Source organism: Roseovarius sp. SK2 (assembly GCF_028807495.1).
GTDB classification, from domain to species: domain Bacteria; phylum Pseudomonadota; class Alphaproteobacteria; order Rhodobacterales; family Rhodobacteraceae; genus Roseovarius; species Roseovarius confluentis.
Window position 1 is genome coordinate 786801 of the sequence record NZ_JARAMK010000001.1, and the last position, 19211, is coordinate 806011.

The 19211-nt window shown below is 61.0% G+C and carries 13 protein-coding genes and 2 pseudogenes; 5 read left to right on the forward strand and 10 right to left on the reverse strand.

All coding sequences use genetic code 11. The annotated features are described in order from the left end of the window. Nucleotides 1–6: 6 nt before the first annotated feature. The 7 genes from PVV74_RS03990 to PVV74_RS04020 all read right to left on the reverse strand — a co-directional run bounded on the left by PVV74_RS03990 (nucleotide 7) and on the right by PVV74_RS04020 (nucleotide 5577). The gene (locus PVV74_RS03990; RefSeq protein ID WP_274592310.1) at nucleotides 7–363 is read right to left on the reverse strand and encodes a recombinase family protein; all 357 of its coding nucleotides are present in this window, start codon (nucleotides 361–363) and stop codon (nucleotides 7–9) included. Then, complete coding sequence (locus PVV74_RS03995; RefSeq protein ID WP_274592311.1) at nucleotides 333–722, reverse strand: recombinase family protein; 390 nt, start codon at nucleotides 720–722, stop codon at nucleotides 333–335. The genes PVV74_RS03990 and PVV74_RS03995 overlap by 31 nt, the downstream gene beginning before the upstream one ends. Nucleotides 723–853: 131 nt before the next feature. Next, nucleotides 854–1264, reverse strand: a complete 411-nt coding sequence (locus tag PVV74_RS04000; RefSeq protein ID WP_274592312.1) for a DUF2924 domain-containing protein — start codon at nucleotides 1262–1264, stop codon at nucleotides 854–856. After that, entirely contained in the window at nucleotides 1254–1556 is a 303-nt protein-coding gene (locus tag PVV74_RS04005) for a DUF3489 domain-containing protein (protein WP_274592313.1), read from the reverse strand. Before PVV74_RS04005 ends, PVV74_RS04000 begins: the two co-directional genes overlap by 11 nt. Before the next feature lie 262 nt (nucleotides 1557–1818). Beyond that, entirely contained in the window at nucleotides 1819–2391 is a 573-nt protein-coding gene (locus PVV74_RS04010) for a hypothetical protein (RefSeq protein WP_274592314.1), read from the reverse strand. Next, nucleotides 2375–4393: a glycosyltransferase gene (locus PVV74_RS04015; protein WP_274592315.1), complete on the reverse strand. Its 2019-nt coding sequence runs from the start codon at nucleotides 4391–4393 to the stop codon at nucleotides 2375–2377. Before PVV74_RS04015 ends, PVV74_RS04010 begins: the two co-directional genes overlap by 17 nt. Further along, complete coding sequence (locus tag PVV74_RS04020) at nucleotides 4393–5577, reverse strand: HlyD family efflux transporter periplasmic adaptor subunit (RefSeq protein ID WP_146050108.1); 1185 nt, start codon at nucleotides 5575–5577, stop codon at nucleotides 4393–4395. Before PVV74_RS04020 ends, PVV74_RS04015 begins: the two co-directional genes overlap by 1 nt. Nucleotides 5578–5852: 275 nt before the next feature. Between PVV74_RS04020 and PVV74_RS04025 the strand changes: the two genes are divergently transcribed. Then, nucleotides 5853–6944 carry a HAMP domain-containing protein gene (locus PVV74_RS04025; RefSeq protein ID WP_274592316.1) on the forward strand — a complete coding sequence of 364 codons (1092 nt, stop codon included), beginning with the start codon at nucleotides 5853–5855 and terminating at the stop codon, nucleotides 6942–6944. A gap of 287 nt (nucleotides 6945–7231) precedes the next feature. On the opposite strand, the gene PVV74_RS04030 is transcribed toward PVV74_RS04025, so the two are convergent. Beyond that, nucleotides 7232–7369: a YegP family protein gene (locus PVV74_RS04030; RefSeq protein WP_103765038.1), complete on the reverse strand. Its 138-nt coding sequence runs from the start codon at nucleotides 7367–7369 to the stop codon at nucleotides 7232–7234. A 308-nt stretch (nucleotides 7370–7677) separates the two neighbouring features. On the opposite strand from PVV74_RS04030, the gene PVV74_RS04035 reads away from it, so the two are divergent. Next, entirely contained in the window at nucleotides 7678–8871 is a 1194-nt protein-coding gene (locus PVV74_RS04035; RefSeq protein WP_371931652.1) for an efflux RND transporter periplasmic adaptor subunit, read from the forward strand. 12 nt (nucleotides 8872–8883) lie between these two features. Beyond that, nucleotides 8884–12018, forward strand: coding sequence for an efflux RND transporter permease subunit (locus tag PVV74_RS04040; RefSeq protein WP_274592317.1), 3135 nt, complete (start codon nucleotides 8884–8886; stop codon nucleotides 12016–12018). A 337-nt stretch (nucleotides 12019–12355) separates the two neighbouring features. Here the strand turns inward: PVV74_RS04040 and PVV74_RS04050 are convergent. Then, nucleotides 12356–12543: pseudogene (locus PVV74_RS04050) on the reverse strand (ISKra4 family transposase); the annotation flags it as partial. Nucleotides 12544–13030: 487 nt separating this feature from the next. Here PVV74_RS04050 and PVV74_RS04055 point away from each other — a divergent pair. Both PVV74_RS04055 and PVV74_RS04060 read left to right on the forward strand, forming a co-directional pair. Next, the gene (locus PVV74_RS04055; protein WP_274592318.1) at nucleotides 13031–14809 is read left to right on the forward strand and encodes a sensor histidine kinase; all 1779 of its coding nucleotides are present in this window, start codon (nucleotides 13031–13033) and stop codon (nucleotides 14807–14809) included. Between the two features lie 152 nt (nucleotides 14810–14961). Then, nucleotides 14962–15483: pseudogene (locus PVV74_RS04060) on the forward strand (transposase); the annotation flags it as partial. 78 nt (nucleotides 15484–15561) lie between these two features. On the opposite strand, the gene PVV74_RS04065 reads toward PVV74_RS04060, so the two are convergent. Continuing rightward, a complete protein-coding gene (locus tag PVV74_RS04065) occupies nucleotides 15562–19161 on the reverse strand; it encodes a hydantoinase B/oxoprolinase family protein (RefSeq protein ID WP_274592319.1) in 3600 nt (1199 codons plus the stop codon). Between the last annotated feature and the right edge of the window lie 50 nt (nucleotides 19162–19211).

Genomic DNA, 19211 nt, shown 5'->3' on the forward strand with positions numbered 1-19211 from the left:
TTGCGCCTAGCCGTTAACGATCGGCGACTGCGGGCGGTGCCTGCTTGAAGCTGCACCTTCCCAGCGGTCTGGTTCGATGATGGCAGGATGGGCGCCGTCGAAGACCTTGTCGCGGTGCCGGATCCGTCCGGCATAGATCGGGTTGGTCAGGATGTGATGGATGTGGCCCCGGCCGAAGGGAGTGCCGCCCGTCACCTGACCAGACGTGGTTGTCCGGCGTCGGCTTCTGAGACCCAGCCGATCCGCTACTTCCTTGACGGCACGGATCGTGCTCCGGCGCTCGTAGAGATCATAGAGCGTTCTGATCGTAGCGGCTTCGGCCTGGTTGATCTTCAGCGTTCGGCCATCGGGGTCGTAGCCCATGGGGACCTGCCCGCCCATCCAGAGGCCTTTCCGCTTCGAGGCCGCGATCTTGTCCGGATCCGCTCCGCCGTCACCTCACGCTCGAACTGGGCGAAGGACAGGAGCATGCTCAGCGTCAGCCGTCCCATGCTGGTGGCGGTGTTGAACGACTGCGTGACCGACACGAAGGAGGCACCGGCCTCATCCAGCACATCGACGATCTTGGCGAAGTCCGCAAGCGACCGGGTCAGCCGATCGATCTTGTAGACGACGATCTGATCCACCCTGCCCTCGCGCACATGCTCCATCATGCGCTGCAGCGCCGGACGCGCGAGAGAGCCACCGAAGAGGCCGCCGTGGTCATAAGCGTCGGGCAGCATCACCCAGCCCTCGTGCTTCTGGCTGGCGATTTAGGCGCTGCAGGCGTCCCGCTGGGCATGGAGCGAGTTGAACTCCTGCTCCAGCCCGTCCTCGGAACTCTTGCGGGTGTAGACGGCGCAGCGGATCTTCTTCATGCGCTGCCCCCTGCCCCGCGATCGAGGCCGAAGAAGCGCGGTCCGGACCAGTTGGTTCCGGTGATATGCCGTGCAATGGCCGAGAGCGATCTCCAGCTGCGACCTTCAAGGTGGTAGCCTGTGTCCGTCACCTCGACCTGGTAGGTGCGGCCATTCCACTCCCGGACGAGATGGGCTCCGGGCTTGAGACTGCCGCGCGAGGCCTCCGCGACCGGCTGCCCGCCGGCAACACGTGTCAGGGTCTTGCGCGTCGCCGGAGACAATCCTCCGTGGCGACGGCATTGCTGCTCATGGGCCAGCGCCTTCTCCATGAAGGCCACCGAGAGGTACGGCGGAGGAGAAAATCCGAAGATCTCCTCCCAACGCGCCTTTGCGCTGTCTCGCTCCGGGTGTGGCTTACCCGGCATGGGCAACCTCCGCGGAACCGGATGTCTGTCGTTCGGCGTCAGGCTCCGCCGTGATGCGATAGCGCGTCGGCTTGCCGTCCTCCGACTTTGTCGCCGCGATCTCGAAGCCGGCCTTGCGCAGGCCGGTGAGCGCGGCGCGCGTCGTATGGCTCTGCCAGCCCAGCTTCTTGCTGATCGCCCCGATGTCGGACCCGGTCTTGCTTTGCAGCATCCGGATCAGTTGCGCCTTCTTTGTCGTTCGGACATTGCCTGCGGCTGTCTTCTTCGGCTTTTGGGATAGCTGTACGGTCATAATTGTCTCCTTTTGCTTAGCTCCAGGAGCGTGCTGCTCCTGCTACCGGGCAGAGCCCGGAGGTCCGGGCGAAGATCATGACGCGAGTGGCTTAACTGCGTCGGTGGTTAAAGTACCGCTCTACTGCCACGCGAAGTCCAGTCGGAAAGGCGGGAATTTGGCAGTCAAAAATAGTAGGTTCGGCGGAGCGCTGCCGTTCGCTGCTCAGGTCAAGAATGTCGGCTTTGCGGGTTGAGCAACCGGATTGTCACGATCTTTAAACTCAGAACGTATTGATCGAGATCCCAATGAAACTTTCCTCGGAATCGAGCTTGTAGCCGGCACGGAAACTCGCCTTGGTATTCGGGATCCCGAATGCCACGGCCGCGACCTTGTCGCGGAAGCCGTCGTCGTCCCCGAGATAGCTGAACTCGAAAGTCACATCCGGCTTGTCGAAGCCGATGGCGGCAAGGGCGAAGTAACCTCGATCGATCGTCGTTGCCTCGCCCAGCAGGAAGACGCTGCCGAAACTTGTGGGCTGATAATGCTCGGCCACGAACCGTATCCCGCCCTTGACCGTTTCGAGCCCCTCAAGCTGGATTGCCGGTCCGGCGCGGAAGGTGACCGGCGTCCCTAGCGAGAACTTGAAGCTGGCCGTCAGGTTCAGATCCTCCGGCCCGGTATAATCGCTGAACACCATGCCGTATGACAGGCGGTCGCGCTCGACCGAGATCACGGCCGTCGTGGTGTCTTCGCCGAGATCCAGTTGAAAGAACTCTCCGTCGGCCTGTGCCGCCGGGGCCGCGAACACAAGCATCGCGGCGGCGTAGCGCATGGTCTTATTCCCTGCGGTCAAGTGTTGTTCCTTTCCTGGCTGTCCTGTCCCGGCTGATGCGCGATATGCGCCGCGCCATGTCACCTAGCATGTTCCAGGTGTTCACGACGCTGATACCGGGTGTATTGTCTTCGGTATAGAACCTCATGAAAAGCGCGTCGCGCTGTTCATCGTCGGGCATCAGTTCCACGCGCATTCCGTCGGCTGTCGGCGCAAGTACGAACACCGACAGTTCGCCAACCCCCGGCAGGTCGATCATTCCGTAGGTGCCGGCGTCGAATTGTCCGCCCCGCAACCGTGCGGTGTCCTGCGTCAGGCTGGTCACCCACATGCGCTGTGATACCTTGCCCGAGGTGAAGGTGACGCGCTCGGGCGTGTCGGCAACATGGCGTTCGCGCCGGGGCAGTTCTACACAGGCGATGATCGTCAGTGCCAGCACGATCATGTTGTAGATCGTCCAGAACAGTATGACCCATTTGCCTTCGCCCGCGTCGTTGAAGGCAAAACGGTCGGTCACGATACCCATCAGAAGCCCGACAATCGTAAGTCCAAGCAGGATGGCGAAAGGGGCCAGCATGTTCCATTGCACCACGATGCGGCTGCGGTCCCCACCCTTGGCCGTCACGCTGAAAGGGTGGCCCCTTGGCTGCACCAGCCCGGTGAACGCCGCGCGGGTGATCGGCAGGGCGCCCAGCAACTGGCTGACATCGGTCAGGATCGGCACCACGTTGCCGCGCGACATCAGGTTGATGGCCATCAGGTTCCAGGCGAAGAAACAGCCGAAATAGGTTATCACATCGGCCGGACTGGCATCCACGACGGTGATGTTCCCGTACCAGTAGAGCAACGGGAAAACCATGGCTGCGACCCGGAAGGGAAATGTCGTGATCCAGTAGAGGCTGGCGTCGATGACGCTCCAGCGGTCGCGCAGGCGCAGCCCGTTATTGCGGAACGGTCCGACCCGGCTGCGCGCGATCTGCATCATTCCCAGGCACCAGCGCGAGCGTTGCGTGACGTATTCCTTCAAGCCTTCCGGGGCGAGCCCCTCGGTCAGCGGCTCGTTGAGATAGGCGGTGTGCCAGCCTGCGTTCTGCAGGCACAGCGTGATCATGTAGTCCTCGGTGATGCTGTCGGTGGGGAAGCCGCCGATATCTTTCAAGGCGTTCAGCCGCATGATCGAGGATGTCCCACAGCAGAAGGCGACGCCCCAGCCATCGCGCGAGGGCTGCATGTCGTCGAAGAAGAAGCGCTGCTCGTCGGGATAGGACCGGCTTATCCCGAGGTTGTGCTGTATAGGATCGGCGTTGAAGAAGTGCTGCGGGGTCTGGACAAGACCCACCGCCGGATCGTGAAAAAGGGCCAGCGTGCGTGAGAGGAATCCGCGATGCGGCACGAAATCGGCATCCAGAACGGCCACGTAATCCGGGGGCGTCTCCCGCGCCCAGAGAACCTGAAGCGTGTGGTTGATGTTGCCGGCCTTTGCGTGCTTGTTGTCGGGGCGCCGCATGTAGGTGACGCCCTCTTTCTCGCAATAATCACGCAACCAGTCGCGGCGTCCGTCATCGAGAACCATGACTTCCTTGGCGGGATGGCGCAGAGCCTTGGAACCAATGATGGTACGTTCAAGCACCTCCAGTTCCTCGTTATATGTCGCGATCAGGATCGCAACCTTCGGCGGCGTGTCCCCCCACCAGCCGGCGTTGCGGTCGGCGTCGGGGCTTCGGTCACGGTGACGCATGAGGATGAAGAAAGCGCTGATCGAACTTACGATTGCCATCAACTCCAGCCCCAGCAGCAGCCCACTTGCCAGGAAATCAATGGTCCAGCCCACCGGGGCGATCGTTTCGGTCGTTCGCCACCATGCGTACCTGATCGCGAAAATGATCGCGATCACGAACAGGAAGATACGGTGATGGGTGTCCTGACGGTCGATGACATACGGCAGAATCAGTGCCAAGCCGAGTATCGGAACCACGTGCACCAGGCTCGCGCCCATATCGCCGAGGTAAAGGTTAGGCAGCATTACTCCCAGAACTTCCACAATATATCGAGTGGGCGGTCATCAAAGAACACGCGGCCCGTTCTGCCTATGCTGCAACCGTCCACCGGATCCGTCCTCAGTTCCGGAACGACGAGCGCTACATCGTAGCGTTGCAGGTGTTCTTCGCTCGGAGCCACCGCCATGCCTTCGTATACAGAGGCCGCGCCGGAGCCCGCGAGGCGGGCGACCGTCCCCTGCATCGCCTCGTCGCCGCCAAGCGGGCGGAACGTCGCGGTGTCGCCGGTGGAAAGCGAATTATAGATGGTTTCCGACACCGACAACGTGACCAGCACCGAGGCGCAGTCGGCGATGTTCATGATAGGATCACCCCGTTGGACGTTCACGCCGTTTGCAGTCAATTCCTGCCAGAGAACGCCGTTGACCGGCGAAGAAAGCGTATCTCCGCGCAGCTTGACGAGACGCGACAACTCCCGCTCTATGCGGATTTCGTAAGCCGTCAGCTGTTCTTCGGTCCGGGCGATATTTGCCTCGACAAGTGTCAACGAGGTCTCTGCTTCGCGCTGCCTCAGTGCCATATTCCATGCCGCGCCTGCGGAGTCGTCAAGATATATCGCGCGCCGCGCTGCGAGCAGTTGCAGAGCCTCCAAACCGGCGAAGTCCTCGATGGCGCCATCCAGAAACGCGCCTGAAAGTTCGAGAAAGCGATCGGGGTCGTTTTCATCGGGCGCCAGCTTGTTCTCGTCGACGGTAAGGCTGCCAGATTCCGAGGGTGGCTGGTCCCGATTTGGCGAGGTGTCTGGATCGGACGGTGCTCCACCTGCGGTGATCTCAAGTTCCCGAGTTCGTGCAGCCGCGTACTTTCCGGCCGTCGATTCGATCCAGCGCAACGCTTCCCGTCGTGCATCGCGTTCGGTTTTGTAGCTTGTCAGATCCGCAGCCAGAAGGTCTCGTTCCAATTGCAGGTCGTTCAGGCGCACCTGGTCGGCCCTCGCATCTTCGACGGAGAAGAGTGTTGAGCCCTCTTTGATAAAAGCACCAGGCGCGCGATCCGGAAGATCAACGTCCCCGGCGACGGGAGCACGCGCGGTCAAGAGAGGCGCGTTAACAAATGCATTCGCGCTGGCCCCGGTCATCTGCTCCACGACAATGACGTAGAGCGCCCCAAACAGGAGAAAAAAACCAATACACAGGCGAAGATACCGCAATGTCGGCCCCTCTTGCAATTACAAGCATAGTTTAACCTTTATACGCACAACCAAATTAACGATACTATGGTGTAGGAAGATTTCGCTCGTCTGTGAGTTGTGTATGCAACTCCATCTTTGCTCCTGTTGTGGAACGAAATTTGGAAAGTTGCACATACTGCTGCCAGAATTCGAAGTTATGCGGCTGTGAAAAGTATCGGGTGGTCGTCTTGGATGTCCGTGGTGAGAGTCAGAGCGCACCCCGTTCATGAGTAAAAGTAAGTGGAATTCGACAAATGGTTAAGCCTGATTTGACAAGTTCCGGCAGGGAAAACGTTCACGCTCCACGACTAGCAACATCTATCTTCGGCTTTGTCATGATTTGCGGCCTGCTGGGCATGGTTGCAATTTGGTGGCCTATACATCAGCACGCGCGGAGCTTCGAAACACGGGTCGAATCCGAGAATGCCATCCGCGGAGTGAAGGCACTTCGGCTCGCGGTTTCCCGGGCGGTTGAACGGGAATGGGAAAGCCTTCAAGCCGTCGCAGGACAGATCGCTCCAATGGAAAACGAAGAGATCCGCGCATTCACCGACGCTGTACTCGTCGCCGGTGGACGTGTCGCCTGGGCTGGGCTCGCCGATCTTTCCGGCACCATCAGAGTCGGCTCCAATGGGAGCCGCGTGGGCACCTCCGTATCAAGCACAGACTGGTATCGACAGGGTCTTCGCGGTCCGTTTTTTGGTGACATAACATCGTCCAACCCCACCGCGGCGCATGAGCAGAACGATGTGCTGAACATTGCCGTGCCAGTCAAATCCGCGGATGGAGATGTTACTGGAGTATATGTATACAGTCTGAAAGCAAGTTGGCTTCAGGATTACGTTCAGGCTGCTGCGGACGACCTTGGCTTGCTGGCTTATGTCGTCGACAAGCGCGGCCGCTCAATCTTTCCGACGCAACAGCAGACCAGCGTGGACCTTACACCAGCCAGTCTCAGTTCCCTTTCTCTCAATATCGAATCCGCACAGGTCGTCGAGGATGCAAACGGCGTGAGAAACATCTACGCCGTTGCGCCCGAGCTCACGGTCGGCAACGCGCCCCCCACTGGCCTCTCTCTGGTTGCGCGCGTTCCGCCGGCTTCTTTCGGTCAGGATGTATCGGACCTTTCGGTCGCAATGTGGATCAGTCTGGCCAGCTTGCTCGGTGTCTTGGGAGCGTTTTCGATCCTGTTCACACGGCATTTCGTGCGCCCGCTGGAGCGCCTGTCCGAGACCGCCCGAGAAATAGCAGATGGCAAGGAACCTTATCCGGAGGAATTCAATTCCAGCCGCGAAAGTGAGCAGCTCTCGCATGCGCTCAGCCGTATTCAGAGCCGATACTATTAGAGCACTGCAATCGCTTGGCACCGGTAGCGGGCACCTTGGCAGGTGATCATTATGATCACCAAGCCGTCATTCGTTGCAAGAGAGGCGAAAATCGGTTTTGGGCCGTTCCTGCCGGTAACGATAATGGCCCTCCTTATCGGTCCCGGCAGCTATCCCCAGAAATTGGGGATAAGCTCCAGTGCCCAGGCAAGCCCACTGTCGAGCCCCAATTTTTGGAACTCTAGGCCGTAATCGACACGGATTTTGTTTCGAAGATTTTCGACAGCTAGAAGCTGAAGTCCCCGACTTCAGCTTGTCTGGTCGTCGACCCGCGCACCGGGTGCATTGGATTTCACTGACGTGATTCCATTTTCGCGTCCCGACGCGCTGCTATAGGATTCGCTGGTTCCAACGACTTGGCCGTTGCTGGCCTTGAGATTGAACATCGGCTTATCCTGTCACACTTGTCGCGTTTGCGGAGTTTACAAGATAGCCGGAGGCACGAAAATGCAGTCAGCCGGAGCGGATCCGGCTTTCGTTGCTGCATTGCTCCTTTGGAGAGGTCACAATTGTCCGTTTCGGAAACAATGGCTCGGCAGCTTAGGCAAGAAGTTCAGTGCCCAATTTATCAGTCGATTAGGCTGAAGTTATCACCATCAGTAATGGTTTCTATGGATACCCCGGAGCGAAGAGGCTATGAGGCATGCAGTGTATATGTAACTTGGCAAGCATCCGCCATCGGGGGTCAAAACGCATGATGAACCGTTCAATCCTAGCCATCGCGACAGTGAGCTTGGGTCTGGCCGTATCGGGCATGTTTGCCGGGCGGGCACTGGCTCAGCAGGCGCAAGAGCCGACGCCGGTCGTGGTTGTCAAGTTACAGGCGCAGACGGTCACGCTGACTTCGACGTTGCCCGGCCGGGTTGCAGCCTCGGCGGAGGCAGAGGTGCGTCCGCAGGTCAACGGAATCATCACGGAGCGGCTGTTTCGGGAGGGGGGCTTTGTCGAGGAGGGCGACGCGCTTTACCGCATCGACTCCGCCACCTATTCCGCCGCGGTCGAACAGGGGCAGGCCGCGGTGACGCAGGCCAGGGTCCAGCTGGATGCGGCGGAGGTCGAGGCCGAGCGGCTGGTGGAGTTGCGAGAGCGCAACGTGACGAGCGAGCGGGCCTTTGACGAGGCCAAGGCGGTGCGCGACACCGCGGCGGCTGCGGTCGAGGTGGCCGAGGCGCAGTTGCGGTCGGCCGAGATCGAGCTGGAACGCACCACGATCCGCGCGCGCCTTTCGGGCGAGATCGGCCTGGCGCGGACCAGTCCGGGCGCGCTGGTGACGGCCAGCCAGGCCGAGCCCCTGGCGGTTATCCGGGACATCGACCCGGTTTACGTGGACGTGACACAGTCGGCGGCGGATCTGCTGCGGTGGACCCGCGGACAGACCGAGGACCAATTGACCAATGCCGACACGACGGTGCGTCTGACGCTGGCGGACGGATCGGATTTCGATGAGACAGGCACGATCACCGCCGCGGAGCCAAACGTTGACCCGCAGACCGGCGTGGTGGTGCTGCGCATGCAGTTCGACAATCCCGACCGGTTGCTCTTGCCGGGGATGTACGTGCAGGTTGAGATGCCTGTGGGCACCGCCGAGAACGTTCTGTTGGTGCCGCAGGAAGCGGTGCAGCGCGACAGGCGCGGCCGCCCGTTTACCTGGGTGGTGACTGCAGAGAATGTCGTCGAGGAGCGCCAGGTGACCATCCTTCAGGACCGCGGCGCCGACTGGGTGGTCAGCGGTGGGTTGCAGGACGGCGACCGGGTGATCGTCGCCGGGTTCCAGAAGACCGGGGTCGGTGCGACCGTCGCCCCGGAGGAGCGCGAGGCGCCCCAGGCCGAGGCGACCGGCGACGCAAACGACGACCCCGCCGAGGCGGACGACCAGAAATCCCCATAAGGAACCACTCCCATGGCGCGCTTTTTCATTGATCGCCCGGTCTTTGCCTGGGTTATCGCGATCCTGATCATGGGAATCGGGGTGCTGGCAATCCGGATCCTGCCAATTGCGCAGTATCCGGAAATCGCGCCGCCCTCGGTCACCATCAGTGCGAATTATCCCGGCGCCTCGGCCGAGACGGTCGCCAACACGGTGACGCAGGTGATCGAACAGCAGATGACCGGGCTGGACGGGTTGCGGTATTTCTCGTCCAACTCGACATCGGCGGGCCAGTCGAGCATCACGCTGACCTTCGAGACCGGCACGGATGCCGATATCGCGCAGGTGCAGGTGCAGAACAAGCTGTCGCGCGCCACGCCGCTGCTGCCGGAAACCGTGCAGCGGCAGGGTGTCACGGTCGAGAAATCCTCGGCCGGCTTCCTGATGGTGATCGGGATGATCTCGCGCGCGAACGGGTTCGACCAGGTGGACCTGTCGGATTACATGGTCACGAACCTTGTCGACGAACTGAGCCGGGTCGAGGGAGTCGGGTCGGTCCAGGTCTTCGGCGCGCAATACGCTATGCGGATCTGGCTGGATCCCTCCAAGCTCGCGGCCTTCGAGCTGACGCCTGCAGATGTTGTGAACGCCGTGTCGGCACAAAACGCCCAGATCTCGGCGGGGGCGTTTGGCTCGCGGCCGACGGTCGAGGGGCAGCAGCTGAATGCCACGATCACCGCGCAGTCGCTTCTGAACTCGCCCGAGGACTTCCGGCAGATCGTCCTGCGGGCCGAGACTGATGGCGGGCTGGTGCTTTTGGACGATGTGGCGCGTGTGGAGATCGGCGCGGAGAACTATGCCACCATCGCGCGCTTCAATCAGGATCCGGCGGCGGGCCTTGCTGTCAGCCTAGCACCTGGGGCCAACGCGCTGGACACCGCCGAGGCCGTGAAGGCGCGGATGGCCGAATTCGCGGAGTTCTTTCCCGAAGGCGTGGAATACGTCATTCCCTACGACACCACGCCCTTCGTGCTGATCTCGATCGAGGAGGTCATCAAGACCCTGTTCGAGGCGATCATCCTAGTCTTCCTGGTGATGTTCCTCTTCATGCAGAACCTGCGCGCGACGCTTATTCCGACGCTGGCGGTGCCGGTGGTTCTACTGGGCACGTTTGGCGTTCTTGCGGCGGCCGGCTTCACGATCAACACGCTGACGATGCTGGCCATGGTACTGGCGATCGGACTGCTGGTCGACGACGCGATCGTCGTGGTCGAGAATGTCGAGCGGATCATGGAGGAAGAAGGCTTGCCCCCGCGCGAGGCGACCTACAAATCCATGGGCCAGATCACCGGTGCGCTGATCGGGATTGCACTGGTGCTGTCGGCGGTGTTCGTGCCGATGGCGTTCTTTCCGGGCTCGACCGGCGTGATCTACAAGCAGTTCGCGATAACGATCGTGTCGGCGATGGCGCTGTCGGTGGTGGTCGCGCTGACCCTGACGCCCGCGCTGTGTGCGACGATCCTCAAACACAAAGATCGCGACAAGAAGAAAGGCGCCTTTGGTTGGTTCAACCGCGGGTTCGATGCGGTCCTGAGCCGGTATTCCGGCACGGTCGCCTGGAGCGTCAAACGTCCGTTCCGGGTGGGGCTGGTTTATCTTGCGCTGGCCGTAGCGATGGCGTTTCTGTTCACCCGCACGCCGACCGCGTTTCTGCCGGACGAGGACCAGGGCATCCTGTTCACTCTGATCCAGACACCGACCGGCGCAACGGCCGAGCGGACGCTAGACGTGCTGGAACAGGTCGAGGACTATTATCTGACCCAGGAGACCGACACGGTGAAATCTATGTTCGGAGTGGTCGGGTTCAGCTTTGCTGGCCAGGGCCAGAACATGGGCATCGCCTTTGTCCAGTTGAAGGACTGGGACGAACGCAAATCGCCCGGGCAAAGCGTGCAGGCCCTTGCCGGGCGCGCCTTCGGGGCGCTGAGCGGAATACGCGACGCGATGGTGTTTCCCATTGTGCCGCCCTCGGTGATCGAGCTTGGTAACGTGTCGGGGTTTGACGTCTATCTTCAGGCGCGTGGGGGGCAAACCCACGAGGAATTGCTTCAGGCGAGAAACCAGTTGCTGGGGCTGGCGGCGCAAAGCGAACTGATCGCGTCGGCCCGGCCCAACGGGCTGGAGGACGCGTCACAGTTCAACCTGGATATCGACTGGCGCAAGGCGGGCGCGATGGGCGTGACGGCCAACGACGTGGGCCAGTTGCTGACGGTGGCCTGGGCCGGTTCCTACGTGAACGACTTTATCGACCAAGGCCGGATCAAGCGTGTCTACGTGCAGGGCGACGCGCCAGATCGTTCGATCCCGTCGGACATCGACAAGTGGCGGGTCCGCAATGCTAGTGGCGGTCTGGTGCCGTTCTCGAATTTCGCAAAAGGCTCGTGGAACTACGGGCCGCAGGGCCTCTATCGCTTCAACGGCATCCCCTCGATGCAATTGCAGGGCGCGCCGGCCCCTGGCGTGTCCACCGGCGCCGCAATGGCCGAGATGGAGCGGCTGGCTGAACAATTGCCGCCGGGCTTCGCGCTGTCGTGGACCGGGCTGTCCCTAGAGGAAAGGCAATCGGGCAACCAGGCACCGCTGCTATATGCGCTATCGCTTGCGGCGGTGTTCCTGTCGCTTGCGGCCTTGTATGAAAGCTGGTCAATCCCATTCGCAGTCATGCTGGCCATGCCGATTGGCGTGGTAGGAGCATTGTCGGCGGCCTATTTCGGTGGATTTGACAACGGCGTCTTCTTCCAGGTTGGGTTGCTGACGGTGATCGGCCTGACCGGCAAGAACGCGATCCTGATCGTGGAGTTTGCGCGCGACAGGCACGTGGCGGGTGAGCGTGTCATCGACGCGGTGGTGGAGGCGGCAAGGCAACGCTTTCGTCCGATCATCATGACCTCGATGGCGTTCTCGCTTGGGGTGCTGCCTCTGGTGCTGAGTTCCGGCGCCGGGTCGGGCGGGCGCAACGCGATTGGTTCGGGCGTTCTGGGCGGGACGATATCCGGCACGGTTCTTGGGGTCATTTTCGTGCCGCTGTTCTTCGTGATCGTGACCAGATTGTTCAGGTTCGGACGCGGTACACCGAAAGAGTCCTTACGTGACAAGGGCACCGGTTGATGCCTCCTCGCGGCCGGTTTGCACGCAAAGCTGACGTGGGCTGTGAACGGTAGGTAGCAGCCGAAGGGCGCGGGGCGGATTTGTCAGGTTGTTTTGCCTCCGCGAATTGTTTCGCAAGGGCGAGGGTTCTATACAGTCAGTTTGCTTGTGTATTCGCTCCAGAGTGCGAAGGCATCGCTGCGAGCGTGGCGGTATGATCTTGCGGAAAGACGGTGGCGTTCGGGGCGAAACAGGGCGGCGGTTTGATCATGGACGGACAGGAAGCGTTGCACCTGACCGGGTGTCGCTGGGGAGTGGAAGGACCTGGAGATAAAGCGGCTGGGAGATGCCCTTCGTCAAGCCTTCCGTCCAAGACCGCGGCTCTGACCGTTGCCACCGGATGTGCGCCCTGCGGGGACCAAAGCACCCGGCGTTTTTTGGCCATGCGAGCGTTGGCTATCTCATTGACCAAACCCCAGCACGCGATGTCGAAACCGCCTTTCCTCTTCGACGTCGTAGATTGTAATCGACGAGCGCCACACGGTTGTATTGCACGTGCAACAGTTCGGCCATGCGCTTTCGGTGAATGCGCCAGTCGATGCAGGTGCCAAGGTCACGCAAGATCAGTCGCTGTGACAGTAGAGGTTCCAGGCGGCCTACAGTCAGGCGCGTCAGCAGACCGGACAGACGCAGTCGCCTGCTCAGGGCCACGGCGATGCGAAATCCTTGGCCGTAGGCTTGAAGCAATCGGTCAAGTTGATTCGCTCCATACGAATTACCGGCAGGACCTTGCCTTGCGATGGGACCGATTGCCTCCGCATGTCGGAATATCCACAACTCACGCGGAACCTCGCATTGATTCTTAGTCGTAAGTAACTGCATTCTCCCAAATCTTTGATATTAACGGAAACGTAACGCGAATGACGTCATTTCGACCCACTTCACGTGCGCTGATTCAAAAGGCCACCTTGACGCCGTATTATAGGCGAATTCAAATGATTTATCTCTGTAGTATCTTGCAGTTGGGGGATTCATGACTTGCTTTGAAGGAGCATTCTCAAGCCCGGTCTTTCTAGTGGCCGCGGCGGTGATCGCACTTGCTGCCTTGACCATGATTTGGACCCTGAAATCGCAGGATTTCAACGGAAAGCGTTTCTACGCGCTCACCTTCATCGGTGTCATGTGGACTCTTCTCAGCGTTGGTCTCGAAGCTGCGTCAGCGACTTATGCCTGCAATATGCAATGGGCGACGGTCGCTTGGCTGGGGCACGGATTGGTGACCACCTCGTGGTGTTACTTTGTCTTCAATTACGTCGGAAACGCCGATTGGGTCCGCACACGTCGCGCAACTGCGCTTCTGCTTGGCACTACGCTGGGAATATTCGCCCTGGTCGCCACAAATTCGTGGCACCATCTCGTCTATACCGAGGACACGATGCTTCCGGTCGGCAGCAATCAGATCGAATACGTTCACGGGCCGGGCTTCTACACGATCATCGCCTTACTCTACACCTTCGTCATGGCCACCTTCGTTTGCCTGATAAGGGGTGTTGTCCGCGCCAAGCGGAGCGCCTGGCCACTGCTGAGCATGCTGACCGCCATCACCTTGTCCCCGCTGGTCGTGAACGCCGCCTACATCGGTCTGGACTTCACCTTCTTCGGTCTCGATCCCACCGCCTTCATGTTCTCGCTGGGCGTGCTGGCGTTCTCCTGGATGCTGCTGGTGAGCAAAACCATGGACATGGCCGCAATCGGTCAGTCGGTCCTCTTCGATACGAGCAGCGAACCGGTCGTCCTGATCGACCGCAAGCGAAACATCGTGCTGATGAACGCCGCTGCCCGCAAGCGCGGGCTGAGCCATGGAAACAATCAAGTGCTGCGCGAGCTCTTCGACGGGCATGATGACTTGGCCAATGCGGCCGATGGCTCTCATCTGCGCATTGGCGACCAGGCCTACGAACCTCGAATACAGAAGGTCCGTAACCCTCTGAACCCATCCGCCGAAATTCTGGGATGGAGCGTGACCCTGGTCGACGTCACCGATCGCATGGCGATTAACGCGTCGTTGCAGGAGGCCCTCAGGACCGCCGACGCCGCCAATCGCGCCAAGGACGAGTTCGTCTCCGTGGTCAGCCACGAGATGCGCACGCCGCTGACTTCTCTTAAAGGCGGTCTTGCGATCGCCCTTAGCGGTCGTGTCGGCGAGATGAGCGACCAGATGCGCTCTCTGCTGGAAATTTCCCACCGCAACGGTATTCGCCTATCACGCCTGATCGACCAGATTCTTCTGGCGCAGAAAATGGACATCGGAGCGCTTCAACTCGAGGAAGATGCTGTCGATCTCGACCGCCTGCTCACAGACAGCATCGAGGAAAACCGCGTCTTCGCCTCAGAGCGCAAGATAACGCTTGTGAAGAAGTCCACTGTCTCGCACGCGTTGGTCCAGGGCGATGCCTTCGCCATTCGCCAGATCATCGACAACCTTCTGTCCAACGCCATCAAGTTCTCGCATGAGAACGGCACTGTCGAAGGCACGTTGCATATGACTAACGGCAAGCTGCGCTTGTCGATCAAGGATGCCGGCCACGGCATTCCTGAGGGGATGGAAGACCGCGTTTTCGGGCGCTTCGAACAGGTCGCCAACCAAAGCCAGCATTCGACGCAAGGCTCGGGCCTAGGCTTGCACATTTCCAAACGGCTGGCCTGTCAGATGCAAGGCGACCTGACCTATGAAAGCGCCATGGGCGTTGGCACGAATTTTCATCTGGAGTTCACCGCGATGGAGCAGAATGAAGACCGTTTGGCTGGCTAGAGCGTGCGTTTTATACGTTTGAAGCAATGGTTTCATATTTGTGAAATCTAATCTTATAATGTCCTAGAACGGCGATACAGGTTAGGCCATACGGTCACTCTGAAGCTTGAAGCTTGTAGCTGCCTACCTGAATGACAAACAGCCACGGCTGATGGTTCTATCTCGGCACCGTCCTCGATGATTACAGCCGATACGTCGTGGCATGGCGACTGTGTACCACCTTGAGAGCAGACGATGGGACCGCCACTCTCGAGGAGGCCTTGGCGGCCTCGGGATGTGACCGGGCAACGGTGGCGCACCGGCCGAGGCTGCTCAGCGATAACGGCAGCAGTTTCATCTCTGGCGATCTCGCGAAATGGCTCGAGGAACAGCGCATGGATCACGTCCGCGGTGCGCCGAACCACCCGCAAACCCAGGGCAAGATCGAGCGCTGGCACCAGACCCTGAAGAACCGCATCCTGCTGGAAAACCATTATCTGCCCGGGGCGCTCGAGCAGGCGATCGGTGACTTCATCAAGCACTACAACAACCAGCGCTACCACGAGAGCCTGGGCAACCTGACCCCGGCCGATGTCTACTGCGGCCGGGCAGAAACCATCCACGCACGACGAAAGGAGATCAAGGCAAAGACAATCCGGAAACGCCGCTTGCTGCACCGACAGACAGCGGCATAGACTGAAACCACAACGAGCCAGATCCTCCGCTACCGATTAGGCCGCCCTGTTCCAAATCATCTGACGACGGACAGGCTCTCACTTTGACTTGCATGGCCCGAAGCCACCTCCCCCCGGTGTTTCCAGAACGAAGATATCGCCCACGGCCATCTCTCTGGAATCATTTCCCAAAAGCGCCTCTTCGGTACCGTCGGCGCGGATCACCCGGTTTTGGCCCGGCAGGCCATCGGCCCCACCGGCAAGGCCAAAGGGTGCGGTTTGTCGGTGCGAGGAGAGAACCGTCGCCGTCATCGGCTCGAGGAAGTGCATCTTGCGCACCACACCTTCACCACCGGGGAACAGACCTGCCCCGCCGGATCCTGCGCGGAGACCAAAATGCTCCAGCCGAACCGGGTAGCGGTCTTCCAGAACCTCAGGGTCGGTCATGCGGGTGTTGGTCATGTGCGAATGCACTCCGCTTGCGCCTGCGAAGCCGTCGCCGGCGCCAGTGCCGCCGCAGATGGTTTCGTAGTTCTGGTGCGCGTCATTGCCGTAGACGAAGTTGTTCATCGTCCCTTGCGAGCCCGCGACCACACCCAGCGCGCCATAGAGCGTTTCGGTGATGGACTGGCTGACCTCCGTATTTCCGGCGATCACCGCGGCCGGGTAGACCGGATTGATCATCGAGCCGTCAGGCACCGTCATCTCGATCGGTTTCAGGCAGCCTTCGTTCAACGGGATGTCAGAGCCGACAAGCGTGCGGAAGACGTACAGAACAGCGGCGCGGCAGATCGCCAGAGGCGCGTTGTAGTTGCCCGGATCCTGCTTGGACGTGCCGGTAAAATCCACCTTGGCCGAGCGGCTGGCATGGTCGATGGAGATGCTAACAGCGATCTGCGCGCCGGAATCCAGAGTGTAGGTGAATTGGCTGTCCTTGAGCACGTCGATCACCCGGCGCACACATTCCTCGGCATTGTCCTGCACGTGGCCCATATAGGCATGCACCACGTCCTTGCCAAACTGATCGACGATGCGCAGCAGCTCCCGCACGCCGGTCGCGTTGGCCGCGATCTGGGCGGACAGGTCAGCGATGTTCTGGTCGATATTGCGGCACGGGTACGGGCCGGAGGCCAGAAGCTGGCGCGTGGCCGTTTCCTGGAAGGCGCCGCCTTGCACCACGAAGAAATTGTCGATCAGAACGCCTTCCTCGTCGATATGGCTGCTGTCCGGCGGGGCGGAGCCCGGCGTCTTGCCACCGATATCTGCATGGTGCCCGCGAGAGGCCACCACGAAGAGGATATTCTCCCCCGCCGTGTCGAAGACCGGGGTGATGATAGTGACGTCCGGCAGGTGGGTGCCGCCGTTGAACGGGTTGTTCATCATCACAACGTCGCCGGGCTTCAGCTTGCCCTCGTTCTGGCGCAGCACGGTAGCCACGCTTTCGCCCATGGAGCCAAGATGCACCGGCACGTGCGGCGCGTTGGCCACCAACCCGCCTTCGGGATCGAAGATCGCACAGGAGAAATCCAGCCGCTCCTTGATGTTCACCGAATAGGCGGTATTGGCGAGCGTCGCGCCCATCTGCTCGGCAATATTCATGAAGAGGTTGTTGAACACTTCCAGCATCAGCGGATCGACCTGCGTGCCGATCGCCTCCGACCGGGTAAGGGCGATGACGCGGCGCAGCATCAGGTTGCCGTCGGCCATCGCCTCCGCTTGCCAGCCATGTTCGACCACGTTGGTGCCGGTCGGCTCGGTGATGATCGCCGGACCGTCGACGGTGGCGCCGGGGGCGATATTGGCCCGGTCCACGATCGGCACGGTGCGACGGCTGCCTTGGGTGTACATCTGCGCCTCGGTCATACAGTGACCGCTCGGCTCCATGCCGCCCGCCTCGGGCACCGCACCGGCTGCGCCGATAGCCTCCACCGTCAGCAGCTCGATAATCAGATCGGCGCCGGTCGGGGTGTAGCCAAAGCGCTGCTTATGCGCCTCGTGGAAAGACGCAGTCATGATCTCGGCACCGTCGAAGGGCACCTCGATGGTCTGGTGCGCGCCGGAGGTGCGGATATGCGCCATGCGCTTCACCTCGACGATCGACGCGTCGATCCCCTGTGAGATCACCTCGCCCCGCGCATCCTCCCCCAACGCGGCCAGCGCGGTCTCGGCGGCGCAAGTGGCATCGATCGGCTCACCAAATTGCTGCTCGCGCAGGGCGCGCACATCGGCAAGGCCCATGCCGAAGGCCGAAAGGACACCGGCGAAAGGGTGAACGAAGATCTTCTCGACCCCCAGCACGTCGGCCACCAGACAGGCATGTTGCCCGCCCGCGCCGCCGAAGCAGTTAATCGTGTACTGGCTGACATCATAGCCACGCTGGACCGAGATCTTCTTGATCGCGTTGGCCATATTCTCCACCGCGATGCGCAGGTAACCCTCGGCCAGCTCTTCCGGTGTCTTGGCCGGCTGGCCGCTTTCCTCGGCGATCTGCTGCGACAGGGCGAGGAACTTCTCGCGCACCACATCCACGTCCAGCGGCTCGTTCGCCTCCGGCCCGAAAACATGCGGGAAGGCGTCAGGCTGCAGCTTGCCCAGCATGACGTTGCAATCGGTCACCGTCAGCGGACCGCCTCGGCGGTAGCTGGCCGGGCCGGGATTGGCCCCGGCGCTTTCCGGGCCGGCCTGCATACGGCCATTGCGATAGCTCAGGATGGAGCCACCACCAGCGGCGACCGTGTGAATACTCATCATCGGAGCGCGCATCCGCACGCCGGCCACTTCCGTCTCGAAGGAGCGTTCATATTCGCCCGCATAGTGGCACACATCGGTAGAGGTGCCGCCCATGTCGAAGCCGATCAGCTTGTCCTGCCCCGCCATCTCGGCGGTGCGGACCATGCCCACGACGCCGCCCGCCGGACCGGACAGGATCGCGTCCTTGCCCTGAAACAGCCGCGCATCGGTCAGCCCGCCATTCGACTGCATGAACATCAGCGCCTTGCAGGCCCCGCTATCGGCGTCGAGCGCATCGCTCACCTGCTCCACGTAGCGGCGCAGGATCGGGGAGAGATAGGCATCCACCACGGCGGTATCGCCCCGGCCCACCAGTTTGATGAGAGAGCTGACCTTGTGGCTCAGAGAGATCTGTTCGAAGCCGACTTCCTCGGCGATGCGGCCGACCAGCTGCTCGTGCTCGGGGAAGCGGTAGGAATGCATGAAGGCCACGGCCAGCGCGCGCACGCCGCTGTCATAGACCTTCTGCAGCTCGGTCCGGATTAGGACCGGATCCGGCGCGGCGATCTTCTCGCCCCGGGCGCCGACACGCTCGTTCACCTCGATGACGGCATCATACAGCAGTTCCGGCAGCACGATGTTGAGATCGAACAGGCGCGGGCGGTTCTGGTAGCCGATGCGCAGCACGTCGCGCATCCCTTTGGTGGTGACGAAAACGGTGCGGTCGCCCTTGCGCTCCAGCAGCGCGTTTGTGGCCACGGTCGTGCCCATGCGGACCGTCTCGATCGTGTCCTGCGGGATGGCGTCACCCTCGCCCAACTCAAGCAGTTGCCGGATGCCGTACACGGCAGCGTCCTGGTAGCGTTCCGGGTTCTCGGACAGCAGCTTGTGGGTCTTGAAGTCGCCTTCGGGTGAACGCGCAACGATGTCGGTGAAAGTACCACCGCGATCAACCCAGAACTGCCACATTTCCTATATTCCTTCTTGGTTCTTGCAGCGCCCTCCCGGGAGGGGATCCG

Excerpts from the sequence above, each read along its gene's own strand:
- PVV74_RS04040 (WP_274592317.1), top strand. The coding sequence starts at position 8,884 with ATGGCGCGCTTTTTCATTGATCGCCCGGTCTTTGCCTGGGTTATCGCG.
- PVV74_RS04065 (WP_274592319.1), bottom strand. The coding sequence starts at position 19,161 with ATGTGGCAGTTCTGGGTTGATCGCGGTGGTACTTTCACCGACATCGTT.
- PVV74_RS04025 (WP_274592316.1), top strand. The coding sequence starts at position 5,853 with ATGGTTAAGCCTGATTTGACAAGTTCCGGCAGGGAAAACGTTCACGCT.
- PVV74_RS04030 (WP_103765038.1), bottom strand. The coding sequence starts at position 7,369 with ATGTTCAATCTCAAGGCCAGCAACGGCCAAGTCGTTGGAACCAGCGAA.
- PVV74_RS04005 (WP_274592313.1), bottom strand. The coding sequence starts at position 1,556 with ATGACCGTACAGCTATCCCAAAAGCCGAAGAAGACAGCCGCAGGCAAT.
- PVV74_RS04055 (WP_274592318.1), top strand. The coding sequence starts at position 13,031 with ATGACTTGCTTTGAAGGAGCATTCTCAAGCCCGGTCTTTCTAGTGGCC.
- PVV74_RS03995 (WP_274592311.1), bottom strand. The coding sequence starts at position 722 with ATGCTGCCCGACGCTTATGACCACGGCGGCCTCTTCGGTGGCTCTCTC.
- PVV74_RS04035 (WP_371931652.1), top strand. The coding sequence starts at position 7,678 with ATGATGAACCGTTCAATCCTAGCCATCGCGACAGTGAGCTTGGGTCTG.
- PVV74_RS04015 (WP_274592315.1), bottom strand. The coding sequence starts at position 4,393 with ATGCTGCCTAACCTTTACCTCGGCGATATGGGCGCGAGCCTGGTGCAC.
- PVV74_RS03990 (WP_274592310.1), bottom strand. The coding sequence starts at position 363 with ATGGGCTACGACCCCGATGGCCGAACGCTGAAGATCAACCAGGCCGAA.
- PVV74_RS04000 (WP_274592312.1), bottom strand. The coding sequence starts at position 1,264 with ATGCCGGGTAAGCCACACCCGGAGCGAGACAGCGCAAAGGCGCGTTGG.